Source organism: Pseudomonas saponiphila (assembly GCF_900105185.1).
Taxonomy (GTDB): domain Bacteria; phylum Pseudomonadota; class Gammaproteobacteria; order Pseudomonadales; family Pseudomonadaceae; genus Aquipseudomonas; species Aquipseudomonas saponiphila.
Genome location: NZ_FNTJ01000001.1, coordinates 3,360,421 through 3,373,153 on the forward strand (window position 1 = coordinate 3,360,421; position 12,733 = coordinate 3,373,153).

The following is a 12,733-nucleotide window of genomic DNA, read 5'->3' on the forward strand; positions in this document are numbered from 1 at the left end:
GATGGATATTCTGTTCAACCTGCTGGGGGTGGCGTTTCTCTACCTCTGCATCGAGTACTGCCTGCGCCACCAGAGTGCCAAGAGCCTGGACGACGCCAGCCTGATCCCCTTCGCCGACGACCCCGAGGTGGCCCACCGGGTCGAGCTGGCCACGGGCAAGAAGGTCAACGCCGTGGCCCCGGAGGAAGCCAAGCCGGGCTGGATCAACCTGGACATGTAACCCGCTGGCGCCTGCAGGCTCGCGTCGCAACTCCAGCAGGTCCGGCAGCGGCGATGCAGGCGCTGGCTACAGGGTGAAATCCGCGGCGCGCGTGGCAAACCGCAGCCGGTACTGACGCGGGGTCAAGCCCGTGGCCTGGCGCAAGGCACTGCCCAAATGGGACTGGTGGGCAAAACCACAGTCCTGGGCAATCGCCGCCAAGGGCAGGTCCGTGCGCTCCAGCAGGCGCCGGGCGGCTTGCACCCGCACCTCGGTGAGCCAGGCATGGGGGGTGATCCCCACGGCACGGCGAAAATCCCGCAACAGCCGCAGTTCGTTGTGCCCATAGGTCAGCGCCAGTTGCGCCAGGGACAGCGGCAGCGAGTATTCATCGGCCATCCGTTGCAGCACCGGCGCAAGCTTCGCCGCGGGGGACGGTGTTGCGCGCTCGCCTTGAACCAGCCCGAGAAACTCCAGCGCGCAGTGCTCCAGGGCCAGTTGATCGCGGTCTTGCGCCAGCAGCAGGCGCCGGGCCTCGCGCCCCAGGGCCAGGGCACTGGCATGCCCCGGGCTCTGCCGGCGCTGCTGGCCGGCAATCAGCGGCGTCGCACCCTGCCAGCGCAGCAACAGGTACTCGCCGCCCTGGGCGGATTCGGAAAATACTTCGATGCCGGCGGGTGTCAGGGCCAGGGTCCCGGGCCAGGTGTCGAAATCCTCGCGCCGGTCGGAATCGATGGCATGCACCCCGCGCTGGCGCTCCAGGGTCACCCCCAGGGTCTGCCATTGCACCGGGTCACGGGCGCTGTAGGCCGCTGCCGGCAGCAGTTGCAAAACCAGCCGGTCATCCAGCAGACGCTGTTCGAGAACCTCGGGCATGTGAAATTTCCTGATAGATCGCCAGCTCGGGCGCGACCAAACTGCGGCTCACTGACCCACACCACAGAGGAGTTGCCCATGCGCACCATCGGCCTGATTGGCGGCATGAGCTGGGAGTCCAGCGCCGAATACTATCGCCTGATCAACCAGCAGGTTCGGGACCGGCTGGGGCCGCTGCGCTCGGCGCGGCTGCTAATGTACAGCGTCGACTTCGGGCCTGTCGAACAGGCCCAGCATGCCGGGCGCTGGGACCAGGCGGCCGCGATCCTGGTGGACGCGGCCCTGCGCCTGCAGGCCGGCGGCGCCGAGTGCGTGGTGCTCTGCACCAACACCATGCACAAGGTGGCGCAGCAGATTCAGGCGGCCATCAGCGTGCCCTTCCTGCACATCGCCGACCCCACCGCGCAAGCGGCGGTGGACGCCGGCACCCTGCACGTCGGCCTCCTGGGCACCGCCTTCACCATGGAAGAAAGCTTCCTGAAGCAGCGCCTGGCGCAACGCGGGCTCAGCGTGCTGGTGCCCGATGAACAGCAACGCCAGGCAGTGCACCGGATCATCTACCAGGAGCTGTGCGTGGGCCTGGTCAGCGAGGCTTCGCGTCGGGTGTATCAGCAAGTGATCGACACGCTCCAGGCCCGGGGCGCCCAGGCGATCATCCTCGGTTGCACGGAAATCGGCCTGCTGCTCAAACCCGAGCACAGTCCCCTGCCCCTGCTCGACACCACCGCGCTGCATGCCCGGGCGGCGGTGGCCTTTGCCCTGGCGGACGACAACAGCGACTCGGGCTCGGCACCGGCCCCGTAGCCGCTATCGAGCCAAGGCGAGATTGCGAAACGGCCCGCAGGGCCTTGCCTGATGATCGGCAGAAGCGCCTTTGGCGCCCGCAAGATCCTTGCGGGCGCCAAGCACTGGTTCGCCGCCTGCGGCAGCGGCTGCAAGGTGCGGCGGGGTCAGGCGGGGCGGCGCAGCCGTGCCATGCTCAGCACGTCAACGAATTGCCCGCCACGGATGGCGTAGTCGCGCAGCCGGCCTTCGGTTTCGAAGCCGAATTTCTGGTACAGCGCAATGGCCGGCTGGTTGTCGACATACACCGTCAATTCGACCCGGCGCAGGTTCATCCAGTTGTCGGCCACATCCAGCACCGCCGCCAGCAGACGGCTGCCGATGCCCTGGCCCTGCCAGCTTGGGGACACGCCCATGGCCACATCCGCACAATGGGCGCGGCGCACCCGCGCCACCTGGTTCAGGCTGCAACTGCCGATCACCGAGCCCTGATGCAGAGCGACCAGAGCCACCCGCCCTTCGTGGTCCTGCCCCAGCCCTACCCGCTTGTGCCACAGCTCGCGGGATTGGTAGGGCAGTTGCAGGGTCTGGGCGGCCACGCTGGGTTCGCTGTACAGCGCGGTGAGGCCATCGATATGGGCTTCGGTGCAGCGCTCGATGACGATGGAGGGTTGGGCGTTGGGCATGGCGACGTCGTCCTTGAAGTTGAAGTGGCCAGGGAGTGTAAGGCGATCAGCCTGGAGCTGACGAGGGGATGGTTGCGCAGGCTTGTCGGCTCTTTGCCGACACCCGGGCCTTCACCACGGCTATGCGCAGATCAAGCGCGGTTCAGGAGCTGGCTTGCCGACGAAGGCGAATCTGCGGCCGGGGCCAGGCTTGCGGGCCCTTCGCCGGCAAGCCGGCTCCTACAGGCGGGGGGGGTGTGGCGGGCTCGCTCAGACAAACCAGTCCTGGCGCTCGCTGAAGGTATTGAGGATCAGCTCCACCAGTTGCTGCACCTGTTCCTCATGCTCCACCCGGGCATTCACCGCCAGCCAGGCGCGGCGCTGCATGCTGTCCTGGAACAGCCCCGGCAAGGCGATCAGGCCGCGGTCGAAGTGGCTCATGTACTGCGGCAGCAGGCCAATGCAGGCGCTGCAGCGGATCATTTCCAGCATCAGTTCATAAGAGTGCACCTGCACCACGCCGGCCAGGCGCTGTTCCACCAGGCTGTTCCAGGGCCGGAACGGTTCCACCTGACGGTCGTGCTGCCATTGCACCAACATGTAGTCGCTGAGGTCGTCGAGGCTGTCGGGACGCGCCGCCACCCGCGAGTAGCGCTTGGCGATGTGCGGCAGATAGTCGATGCGCGCCAGGGGCATGGGTTCGCGAGTGGCGAAGCTGGGGCCCGGCAGCGGCGAATCTTCGGCCGCCAGCCACAGCACCAGGTCGGCGCTCAGGGCCTGCAGGGACAGGTCGCTGTCGATGGAGATGATCTCCAGGCGCGCGCTGGCGTTGCGCCGCAGCAAGGCGATCAGGTCGCGGCCGAGGATGTCGTGAAGAATGGCTTCCGCCACGGCCAGGCGAATCAGCGGCTGTTCCACCACCGGCAGCCGGCGCTGGTGCGCCAGGGCCAGCAGCTGGCCCTGCAGTTGCTGGCCTTCGCGGCTCAGGCTCAGGACATTGCCCTGGTAACAGAACAGCGAACGGCGCAGGTGCTCTTCCAGCAGCGCCAGTTGCTTGCGCAACAGGGTGGCCTTGATGTTCAGGCTGCGCGCCGCCTGCATGAAGCAGCCGCAACGGGCACTGACCAGGAAATACTGGGCGACCTCCGGATCGATCCCGGCGGCCAGGGCCAGCCAGGCCTCCCGGGGTTCCTGCGGCGTGGTGTACGGCGCTACGCCCTGAAGTGGAGCGGGTTCGAGAAATGCCATGGGTGACTCCCTGTCTTGTTGAGTATTGCTTCCTTGGCTGGCGCGCGGCGGGGCCGGTGAAATCGCCATCGCTGGCCCGCTGCTGCGTATCGCCCTGTAGGAGCCGGCTTGCCGGCGAAGAGGACCGTGAGATCGCTTTCGCTGGCAAGCCAGCTCCTACGCTGGCCTGATGCTGCGTATTGCCTTGTAGGAGCCGGCTTGCCGGCGAAGAGGACCGTGAGATCGCTTTCGCTGGCAAGCCAGCTCCTACGCTTGCCTGATGCTGCGTATCGCCCTGTAGGAGCCGGCTTGCCGGCGAAGAGGACCGTGAGATCGCTTTCGCTGGCAAGCCAGCTCCTACGCTTGCCCAATGCTGCGTATTGCCCTGTAGGAGCCGGCTTGCCGGCGAAGAGGACCGCAAGATCGCCTTCGCTGGCAAGCCAGCTCCTACAGTTTGTCGTCCAGGACTTGATTCAATGCCGCGCCATCGATGCTCAGGGTCGCGGTGTTGAGCATGCCTTCCAGGTAGGCCTTGGCGATCTGTTCCTGACGCTGGGCACGCAGGGCCTGGGTCAGGCGCTCGCGCAACTCGTCCAGGGTCGCGGTACGCGCCGGTTGCTGTTCGGTGAGCTTGAGCACGTGGAAACCCGCCGCGCTCTGCACCACCTCGGACACGCCACCAACCTTGAGCCGGGCCACCGCGCTGCGCACTTCCGGCAGCAGTTGCTGCAAGGGTTGCAGCCCCGAGTCGCTGTCGCGGTCCTGGGAGTACTGCGCCGCCAGGGCGGCGAAGTCAGCCGGCGCGGCCTGGGCCTTGCGGCTCAGTTCCTGGGCCTGGCGCCGTAACTGCTCAACGGCCTGCGGCTCGGCGACGGCGAGGAAGATCTGGCTAACCCGGTACAGCGGCGGGGTCATCCAGGCCGCCTTGCCGCTGTCATAGGCCTGCTGCAACTCCGCCGCGCTGGGGTAGTCCGCCGGGACCTGGCTGACCGACTGCATATAGTCGCGAAACACGATCTGTTCAGTGGCGGCGCGGGTCTGCTGCTCCACCTCCGGGCGCTGGCGCCAGCCCTGGGCATCGGCCTGCTCCAACACGGCCTTTTGCGCCAGCCGCGAGCGAATCCAGGCGTCCAGCGCCGCACGGTTGCCCCGCAGTTGCGCACGGGCGTCCTCGGGCAGGCTGGCGAACAGCGCCTTCAACTCCTCGGCCGCCACTTGCTGGTTGCCCAGGCGCGCCACCGCCGGGGAGCTCGCCGTTTGCTGCAGCACGGCCGACGCCGGTTGCTGGGCCGCCACCGGCTCGCTGCCCGGACGCAGGGCCAGCCCCAGCGCCAGGCCGAGCAGGGTCAGTGCCCCAGCACCGACCACCAGGGTCGGCTTCTTCACAGGCTGGCCGCCTCTTCCCGGGGCTGCTGCTCGGGCACCGGCGGCTGTTCGCCCCGGGCCTGCAACTGGGCCGCCTGCTGGCTGTATTCGCGCAGGTAAACGATGAACTCCTGCAGCAGCCGGTCCCACAGTTCCAGCTGGCTGCGCAGGTGAGTCTCGCCGACCCCGGCCACCACCACGTCCATCTCCATCAGCAAAAACTCGCCCTGCAGCGACAGCCGGGCAAAGCGCCGCGAGGCGTTCCACAGTTCCGCCAGCCCGGCCGGCAGCTCACCCTGCACTCGCAAGGCGCAGCTGTAGGTGAAGTCCACATAGTGCCCGGCCTCGCTGCCCGGGTTGCCGAAACGCACGGCATAGCCGATGCCCTGGCTGGCGCTGAGCAGTTGCACGATGCCGTTCTGCTCGGTCTGGTTGACCCGGTAGCCGGCGCCTTGCAGCAGGTCGGTGAGGCTGTCGGTGGTGACGCTGTCAATCAAAGTCATGGTCATCTCTTCCCTGGTGATCAATGGGCGCTCGCCGCCCGCGGGGCGTCGAACTGGGTCTGGTAAAGCTCGTCGCCAAAACCCTGGGCCAATTCTTCGAACTTGACCCGGGCCTTGCCGGCGAAGGGCTGGCGGATATTCACCACCTCGGCCACGTCGATCTTTTCGTAGGCCGTCAGAATCTGTTTGGCGATGCCGTACATCTGCTGATTCTTGACCGCACATTGCTGCACTTGTGTGTCACGTTCGCTCAATTGCGCCTGCAATTTCGCGCGCTCGGCCTCTTTGCCCCGGGCCAGCACCAGCAAGTCTTCGTAGGCTTTCTTGAACTTGCCCAACTGCTCGCTGCTGGCCGCCGCCTGGGCCTGCGCCTGGCTTTGCAGGTTCTGCTGCTGGCCGGCCAGTTGCTCGGCCACGCCGCGGGTCTTGGCCAGCTCGGCGCTCAGTTGCTTGACCTGGGCCTGGGCTTCCCTGGCCGCGTTCTCGGCGGCAAGCCGCGCGGCCGCGGCCTGGGCCTGCTCGCTTTGCAGGGCCTGCAACTGCTGGGTGGTGCTGCGCAACTGGGTGCGCAGGCGTTCCTCCATGCCTTCGGCACTGGCTCCGGCGCAGGCCAGCACACTGCAGGCCAGCAACAGGCTGACCGCCCCTGCCCTCACTCGGCTGTTCATAACCTTCCTCCCGATGCTTAGAAGCGCGTGTTGAGTTCAAGCTGCATGACATCGACTTCGTAGCGCGGCCCGTAGACTTCCGAGGCGCTCATGTAGCGGGCCGTGGCGTAGATGTTCTTGTCGATGCCGTAGTTGCCGCCGACGAAATAGCCCTTGGCGTTGGTGCCCCCCAGGTGGAACGAGGAATCGTTGAAGCCGTCGGGCAAGGCATCGGGCTGGATGTACTTGTAGCCAGCCAGCAGGTTCCAGTCGCCGGACTTCTTCATCTCCAGGGCGTTGCCCAGGGTGAACTGCACCATCAAGGCATTGCCGCCGCTTTCGAACTCGCCGTTGCGGTTGATGTTGTTGACGATCTGGCCTTCGCTGCGCTTGAGCATCTCGCCCTTGTCGTAGGCCAGGTTGCGGATGTAGTTGGTCTGGCTGCGCAGGCGCAGGTCGTCCGGCAGCTCGGTGTCCCAGGCCAGGTTCAGGTCGAGCACGTCGAACTTGGAGGCCAGGCCGACGAACTGCGGCTGCGGAGTCAGGCCCGGGGTGGCCGGGTTGGGGGTGATGTTGCGCAGCAGGAACACGCTGTTGCCCTTCTGCATGAAGGCCACGCGCGAGCCGTCAGTGTCGCAGCCCGGGGCCCCGGCCCAGGGCGCGCAAGGGCTGGAGCGCTGGCCTTCGATGTCATCGAAGCGGTAGTAGGCCAGGGCACCCTTGAGGCTGTTGCTGCGGTTGATCTTCCAGTTGGCGCCGATCTGCCCGCCGAACAGCCACTTGGTGTCGCTCTCGTTCTTGTCGAAGCCGTTGCTGGTGGCGGTGTCGTTGGTGTACTCCACCGGGAACACGCCGAGGGTGCCGAACAGGCCCCAGTCGCTGCTGAGCTTGTGGTTGAACAGCGCCGCCACGCCGTCGAAGTTCAGGTCGTTGGAATACAGCATGTCGGTGGAATAGAACGGGTTGGCGAAACGCCCGCCGGTCAGGGTCAGGTCCTGGCTGGCCTTCCAGGTCAGGTAGCCCTGGTCGAGCCAGATGTCCTTCTTGCCAAAGCCCCCGCCCAGGGTCTGGGTGGTGGACACCGGGTTGTTGTCGGAACCTGTGCCGATGCGGATGCCGGCGGTCCATTCCGGCGAGATCACCGCCTTCATCCCCAGGCGCGCGCGCAGGCGGAACAGGTTGTCACGGTCTTCACGGCTGTTGAGCAGTGGCGGCAGCTTGCTGTTGGTGTCCTTGTTGACGTCGTAGGGGCCGTTGTCGTTGAGCTTGGCGTAGTCGACGATCTCGTTGCTGTTGTTGTCGGCAAAGAACCGCGACTCCTCGCGCAGGCGGATATCGCCGTCAAAGCTGATGCGCGACACCCAGTCCGGAAAGGTGTTGGGCTGGGCCCAGTTTTCCTGCTTGGCGGTGGCCATGACCTCGGCCTTGACCTGATCGCGGATCTGCTCGCGGACGATCGCCGGCACGTATTGCACTCGCACATCCCCCGGCGCCGCCGTGGGGCCAGGGGCCGCCACGACGGTGGCGGCGCTGGCCTGCCGGGCCTGCTGGGCCTCTTGTTCGGCCTGGGCGATCAGTGCCTCGGCCTTGGCCTGCGGCAGTACCCCCTGCTGCACCAACAGACGGATCAGGTTGATCGTGGCGTTCTCCGAAGGCGCGGCCGCGGCGGCCGAGGCCTGTCCGGCCAGGGTCAGGGCGACCATGCCGAGCGCCAGGGTCAATCGATTCACGGTGGAAATCATCTGCACACAACTCCTGTAGAAACTGCAAATAGGGGTTCGCTCATTCCGGTCGCCGGCCCTTGAGGGACAAGCGCACCGGCAAGGTCAGGGACGCCGGCATACGTTCTTTCAGGCGCGGCGTGGCCCGCAGCGCCGCCAGCACCTGCTGGTCGGTCTCGGGGTTGCCGCTGGAGCCGGCCAGCTCGGCGCGGGTCACCTGGCCGTCGGCGCCGAGCCACAGGTCGACCTGCAGCGCATAGGCCTTCTTGCGCAGCTCCGGGTCCTCGCGCAGCACCCGTTGAAAGGTCGCCGCCAGGTACTGCTTGTAAGTCCCAGTGCCCAGCCCGCCGCCACCGGCGCCGGCCATGCCGCCGCCCTTGCCAGCGCCGACGTTGAAGCCGTCGTTGCCGGCCTGGGCGTCGCCATCGATCTGCATCGGGTTGGCTAGGTCGTCCGCCGGCGATGGCGGGGCTTCCTCCTCCGGTTTGACCTCATCGGGGGTCGGCGTGGGTTCGGGTTCCGGCACCTTGTCCTCCACCGGTTCCGGCTCCTTGGGCTGCTCCGGAGGCGGCGGTGGGGGCGGCGGCGGAGGCGGCAACGGGATGATGGTCGGCACCTTCGGCGCTTCCCGGCGCACCCCGGCCATGTCATTGGCCCACTGCCACAGCAGCCAGGCAGCCACGGCCCCCAGCAGCAGCCCGGCGCCCCACTTCAGCAGGCGCACGGCGCGCGGCTTGTGCTGCACCGGCGGCAGCTCGATCGGTTGTTGTGCGGTCATGGCTCAGCCCTGGCTCGGTTTGCCGGTGACCAGGCCGACCTGGGACAACTCCAGGCGGCGCAGCAGGTCGAGGACTTCAATGACCTTCTGGTACTGCACCGTGGCATCGCCACGGACGATGATCGGGAAGTCCGGGTTCTGTGCCTTCTCGATGCGCAGCCGCTCTTCCAGCTCGCCCAGGGTCACCGGGTAGGCATCGAGGAACACCTGGCCGCCATCGTTCACCGAAATGGCCTTGGTCTTGGCCTCGGACAGCGACACCGAGGCACTGGCCTTGGGCAGGTGGATCTGGATGCCCGAAACCTGGGCGGTGGCGGTGAGGATGAACATCACCAGCACCACCATCAGCACGTCCACCAGGGGCGTGATGTTGATGCTGTCGACGGCGGCGTCGTCTTCGTCGTCATGGGAGGCGTTCACGGAAGCCATGGCAGTTCTCCTCAGGCCGGAACCGACGCGTTGCTGTGACTGACCCGCCAGTGGGCGTTCTCGCTGTGCTGGCTCTCGCCATGCAGCTCCGCCAGGCGGGTGATGAACTCGTCGACGAACACCCGCATGTCGGCGCCGACTTCCTTGTTGCGGGTGATCAGGCGGTTGTAGCCAAACAGCGCCGGAATCGCGACGAACAGGCCCATGGCGGTGGCCAGCAAGGCCGCGGCCATGCCCGGGGCGATCGCGTTGATGTTGACGTCACCGGCCATGGCGGTGCCGAGGAACACCACCATGATCCCCAGCACCGTGCCCAACAGGCCGATATACGGGCCGCCGGCAATGGCGTTGGACAGGGTCGAGAGCTTGGCACTGAGCTGCTGGTTTTCCCGGGTGCGCACCCCGTCCATGGAGCAGCGAATGGCTTCGATGGTGGCCGCCGACACCGAGGAGGTATCGGCGCCCTGCTCGCGGCGGGTGCGGATCTCCTTCACCGCCACCAGGTACAGGCGCCACAGCGAGGAATGCTCCAGGCGGCTGGCCAGTACCTGATCGTCGGCGAACATCTCCAGGCGGGTGCCGACCTTGGCGAACTGCTCGCGAAACAGCCCATTGGCGGCGCTGACCCGGCTGACCATGCGGTTCTTGCGCAGCATGATCACCCAGGACTGGATCATCATTGCCACCAGCACCAGGATGATCACCCAGGCATCCACCGGCACCGCCTTGAGCAAAAAGCCCAGGCTGCCGAAACCAAAACCCGACTGCTCTTCATCGACGCCGTAGGCCACCAGCTTCGACTCCGCGCCCTGGGCGCTGGCATCGGCCAGGATCAGCGCCGCCGGACGCGCCACCTTGGACAGGCGCAGCTCGTCCAGGGCCCCGGTGAACGGCAGGAAGCGACTGGCCTCGGCGCCAGCGGCGGGCGGCAGGTCGGCACCGATGGCCATGACCGAATTGAAGGTTGGAATGGCTTGGGCCAGGCTCGCGGTTTCCCGGCCATTGACGTACAGCGCCAGGCGGCTGCCCTCGCCGCTCAGGGCCAGGTGCTGCCACTGCCCCGGGTTCAGCGGCTGGGTGGAGGCGGCGCGCTGGCCGTCCACTTCGACGAAGGGCATGCCCTGGTTGACGCCGATCAGCAGGCTGCCGGCGCCTTCGCGGCGGGCCAGCAGCAGCTGTTCACCGCTGGCCTGATCCAGGCGCACCCAGGCGCTGAAGGTGAAAGCGCCGCCGGCGTTGTGCTGCAGCGACGGGCTGGCCGGCAGCAGCAGCGGCTGGCCGCTGAACTGCAAGGCGCGGCCGATGACCCCGTCAATGCTGGCGCCGGTGGCGTTCTGCGCGGTGTTGCCGTAGGCGGTGGTGTCTTTGGCCGGGGTGCCGTTGCTGCCATCGAAGTGGTAGATGGCGGTGTAGCTGGGGTCGAAGGTCAACTGGCCGTTGGCGATGCTCGGCGCCTTCGGGTTGCCGTAGTACATCCAGAGGTCCTGGCGCTGGCCGCCTTCGACCTTGGGCACATCGACCCAGATCAACGCCATGCCCATCAGCGGGTCGAAGCTTTCGATCTGGTGGTTGAGCACGGTCTTGTCATCGGCGGTGACAAAGCGCAGGTCGGCACCGTCTTCCTTGACCCCATCGAAGGTGAAGTTGCCGGTGTGCAGGCGCACCAGCAGCGCGGTGCGGCCCAGGGCCTCATTGATGGCGGCGCCCTGGGGGGTGGTGTCCACCGAGATCTGCTTGCGGTAATGCCAGTCGTCCTGCCACCAGGCGTGGGCCGTGGCCGGGAGCACGAAGCCCAGGCAGATCAACAGGCTCAGGAATAAGCGTTGCATGGGAAGGGTCTCCGTAATGGGTCAGAACGTCGCTTGCACGCTGAAGTGCAGGCGCGGGTCGTATTTCTGGGTGTTGGGGCCGTCTTTGAGCGGGTAGCCCCAGTCGAGGCTGCCGGACAGCCACTTGCTCAAACTGGCGCGGGTGCCCAGGCCAACGCTGGCCAGGCTGTACTGGTCTTCCTGCTCCGGCAGCGGCTCGTGCAGGGACAGGTGCGCGCCTTCGGCAAAGGCGTAGAAACGCCACTCCTGCACGTAGCTGCCAAGGAACTTGGCCAAAGACGGCGTGCGCAGCTCCTGGGAGAACAGGTAGCCCTCGTCCCCGGTGCGCTCGGCGGCCAGATAGCCGCGCACCGAGGTGGCGCCACCGGCGGAATACTGCTCGTTGGACACCAGGGGCCCGGAGGCCAGCTGGAAGGCGGCCTTGGACGCCGACTGCCAGTCGTTGGCGAAGGTGTAGGTGAAATTCAGGTCGCCCTTGAGCACCGAGAAACTGGCGCTGGCCTCGTCGCGCTTGTAGTGGAACTCCTCGGCGTCGCTGCCGTAGCCGAAGAAGCGCCGGGTGCCGACGATCAGGTTCAGGCCCAGGCCCAGCTGGGATTTTTCGCTGTAGCGGTAGCCGTTGTAGCCAAAGGTCACTGGGGCGTACTTCAACGGAATCTGGTCGCTGCTGCGGCCAAAGCGCATCTCTTCCTCGAAGTCCTTGAAGTCCACCCCCAGCGACAGCGAGTTGGCCCAGTTGCCAGCCGTGGGCAAGGTGTAGATCGCCGACACCCCGTAGGAATGGCCCTTGCCCAGTACGTTGCTGCCGCCGATGGTGGCGATGTTGCTGTCGGACTGGTAACCGGAGAACTGCAAAGCCCAGCGCTCGCTCAGCGGCGCGGTGTAGGAACCGGACCAGACCTTGGCGTTGTCGGTGTCCTGGGGCGCGGTGAAATAGGTCAGGGAAATGCTGTGGCCCAGCTGCCAGAGGTTGTCGTAGCCGACGTTGACCACCGTGCGCAGCTTCTCGGTATCGGCGCTGTAGTCGTTGTTCAGGCCGACGCTGGCGTGCCAGGGGTTCTGGTCTTCCACTTGCAGGTCGACGTCCATGGTCCCCGGGCGCTGGCCCTCGCGCACCAGCGGCATGACCTGGCGCCCGGCACCGCGATTGAGCCCGGCCAGTTGGCTTTGCACCGTGGCAAAATCCGGCACCTGGCCTTCCTTGAGCGCCGGCACCTGATCGCGGATCTCCACCGGCGAGTAATGCTTGGCACCCACCACCCGCACCCGGCCGACCTTGGTTTCACTCACCTGCAGGTAGACGATACCGTCCTCGACCTTCTGCTCCGGCAGCTCGACGAACACCGACTGATAGCCACGCTCCTGATAGACCTTCTGCAGCGCATCGCGAGCGCCTTCGATATCCGCCAGGGCCTTTTGCGGCCCGAGGAACGGGTATACCGCCTCCTCGATGGCCCGGGCATCGAGCACGGTATTGCCGCGCACAAAGTACTCATTGACGTCCACCAAGCGCGGCGCGGCCGTGGCTTCGACCGGCACCGGCTCGCCCTCCTCGGCCTGCACCGCCGGCGCCAGCGCCAGCACCGCCAACCAACCGCACAACGGCCACCAGCGCCCGCCACTGCCGGGTCGCCCTGATTTGCCCAGATGCTCCACACCGCCCCCTAGAAATCTGAAAATTGGCGCGCACGCGCGCATTGCCGTCGCCGTC

Annotated in this window: 13 protein-coding genes; 2 read left to right on the plus strand and 11 right to left on the minus strand. The window is 66.7% G+C overall.

The window, feature by feature from the left end; genetic code table 11:
* Window position 1: 1 nt before the first annotated feature.
* The gene (locus BLV47_RS15520; protein WP_092315005.1) at window positions 2–220 is read left to right on the plus strand and encodes a CcoQ/FixQ family Cbb3-type cytochrome c oxidase assembly chaperone; all 219 of its coding nucleotides are present in this window, start codon (window positions 2–4) and stop codon (window positions 218–220) included.
* A 66-nt stretch (window positions 221–286) separates the two neighbouring features.
* On the opposite strand, the gene BLV47_RS15525 is transcribed toward BLV47_RS15520, so the two are convergent.
* Window positions 287–1,075 carry a helix-turn-helix domain-containing protein gene (locus BLV47_RS15525; protein ID WP_092315007.1) on the minus strand — a complete coding sequence of 263 codons (789 nt, stop codon included), beginning with the start codon at window positions 1,073–1,075 and terminating at the stop codon, window positions 287–289.
* A gap of 78 nt (window positions 1,076–1,153) precedes the next feature.
* Between BLV47_RS15525 and BLV47_RS15530 the strand changes: the two genes are divergently transcribed.
* Complete coding sequence (locus BLV47_RS15530) at window positions 1,154–1,879, plus strand: aspartate/glutamate racemase family protein (RefSeq protein WP_092315009.1); 726 nt, start codon at window positions 1,154–1,156, stop codon at window positions 1,877–1,879.
* A gap of 146 nt (window positions 1,880–2,025) precedes the next feature.
* Here BLV47_RS15530 and BLV47_RS15535 read toward each other — a convergent pair whose 3' ends face one another.
* The 10 genes from BLV47_RS15535 to BLV47_RS15580 all read right to left on the minus strand — a co-directional run bounded on the left by BLV47_RS15535 (window position 2,026) and on the right by BLV47_RS15580 (window position 12,720).
* Entirely contained in the window at window positions 2,026–2,544 is a 519-nt protein-coding gene (locus BLV47_RS15535; protein WP_092315011.1) for a GNAT family N-acetyltransferase, read from the minus strand.
* 249 nt (window positions 2,545–2,793) lie between these two features.
* Window positions 2,794–3,771 carry a LysR family transcriptional regulator gene (locus BLV47_RS15540; protein WP_092315013.1) on the minus strand — a complete coding sequence of 326 codons (978 nt, stop codon included), beginning with the start codon at window positions 3,769–3,771 and terminating at the stop codon, window positions 2,794–2,796.
* A gap of 426 nt (window positions 3,772–4,197) precedes the next feature.
* Window positions 4,198–5,136 carry a peptidylprolyl isomerase gene (locus BLV47_RS15545; RefSeq protein ID WP_092315015.1) on the minus strand — a complete coding sequence of 313 codons (939 nt, stop codon included), beginning with the start codon at window positions 5,134–5,136 and terminating at the stop codon, window positions 4,198–4,200.
* The gene (locus BLV47_RS15550) at window positions 5,133–5,618 is read right to left on the minus strand and encodes a YbjN domain-containing protein (protein WP_092315017.1); all 486 of its coding nucleotides are present in this window, start codon (window positions 5,616–5,618) and stop codon (window positions 5,133–5,135) included. Before BLV47_RS15550 ends, BLV47_RS15545 begins: the two co-directional genes overlap by 4 nt.
* A gap of 20 nt (window positions 5,619–5,638) precedes the next feature.
* The gene (locus BLV47_RS15555; RefSeq protein WP_092315019.1) at window positions 5,639–6,286 is read right to left on the minus strand and encodes a DNA repair protein; all 648 of its coding nucleotides are present in this window, start codon (window positions 6,284–6,286) and stop codon (window positions 5,639–5,641) included.
* 17 nt (window positions 6,287–6,303) lie between these two features.
* On the minus strand, window positions 6,304–8,007 hold the full coding sequence (locus BLV47_RS15560; RefSeq protein ID WP_092315021.1) for a putative porin: 1,704 nt from the start codon (window positions 8,005–8,007) through the stop codon (window positions 6,304–6,306).
* Window positions 8,008–8,047: 40 nt separating this feature from the next.
* Window positions 8,048–8,764 (minus strand): energy transducer TonB family protein, encoded by a 717-nt coding sequence (locus tag BLV47_RS15565; RefSeq protein WP_092315023.1) that lies wholly within the window; start codon window positions 8,762–8,764, stop codon window positions 8,048–8,050.
* A gap of 3 nt (window positions 8,765–8,767) precedes the next feature.
* Window positions 8,768–9,193 carry an ExbD/TolR family protein gene (locus tag BLV47_RS15570; RefSeq protein WP_011061113.1) on the minus strand — a complete coding sequence of 142 codons (426 nt, stop codon included), beginning with the start codon at window positions 9,191–9,193 and terminating at the stop codon, window positions 8,768–8,770.
* An 11-nt stretch (window positions 9,194–9,204) separates the two neighbouring features.
* Complete coding sequence (locus BLV47_RS15575) at window positions 9,205–11,022, minus strand: DUF2341 domain-containing protein (protein ID WP_092315025.1); 1,818 nt, start codon at window positions 11,020–11,022, stop codon at window positions 9,205–9,207.
* 21 nt (window positions 11,023–11,043) lie between these two features.
* Entirely contained in the window at window positions 11,044–12,720 is a 1,677-nt protein-coding gene (locus BLV47_RS15580; RefSeq protein ID WP_425272153.1) for a ShlB/FhaC/HecB family hemolysin secretion/activation protein, read from the minus strand.
* Between the last annotated feature and the right edge of the window lie 13 nt (window positions 12,721–12,733).

Bases quoted from the DNA above. Each gene is read 5' to 3' on its own strand.
- BLV47_RS15555 (WP_092315019.1), bottom strand. From the start codon at position 6,286: ATGAACAGCCGAGTGAGGGCAGGGGCGGTCAGCCTGTTGCTGGCCTGC.
- BLV47_RS15535 (WP_092315011.1), bottom strand. From the start codon at position 2,544: ATGCCCAACGCCCAACCCTCCATCGTCATCGAGCGCTGCACCGAAGCC.
- BLV47_RS15580 (WP_425272153.1), bottom strand. From the start codon at position 12,720: ATGCGCGCGTGCGCGCCAATTTTCAGATTTCTAGGGGGCGGTGTGGAG.
- BLV47_RS15525 (WP_092315007.1), bottom strand. From the start codon at position 1,075: ATGCCCGAGGTTCTCGAACAGCGTCTGCTGGATGACCGGCTGGTTTTG.
- BLV47_RS15570 (WP_011061113.1), bottom strand. From the start codon at position 9,193: ATGGCTTCCGTGAACGCCTCCCATGACGACGAAGACGACGCCGCCGTC.
- BLV47_RS15560 (WP_092315021.1), bottom strand. From the start codon at position 8,007: ATGATTTCCACCGTGAATCGATTGACCCTGGCGCTCGGCATGGTCGCC.
- BLV47_RS15520 (WP_092315005.1), top strand. From the start codon at position 2: ATGGATATTCTGTTCAACCTGCTGGGGGTGGCGTTTCTCTACCTCTGC.
- BLV47_RS15540 (WP_092315013.1), bottom strand. From the start codon at position 3,771: ATGGCATTTCTCGAACCCGCTCCACTTCAGGGCGTAGCGCCGTACACC.
- BLV47_RS15575 (WP_092315025.1), bottom strand. From the start codon at position 11,022: ATGCAACGCTTATTCCTGAGCCTGTTGATCTGCCTGGGCTTCGTGCTC.
- BLV47_RS15530 (WP_092315009.1), top strand. From the start codon at position 1,154: ATGCGCACCATCGGCCTGATTGGCGGCATGAGCTGGGAGTCCAGCGCC.
- BLV47_RS15565 (WP_092315023.1), bottom strand. From the start codon at position 8,764: ATGACCGCACAACAACCGATCGAGCTGCCGCCGGTGCAGCACAAGCCG.
- BLV47_RS15550 (WP_092315017.1), bottom strand. From the start codon at position 5,618: ATGACTTTGATTGACAGCGTCACCACCGACAGCCTCACCGACCTGCTG.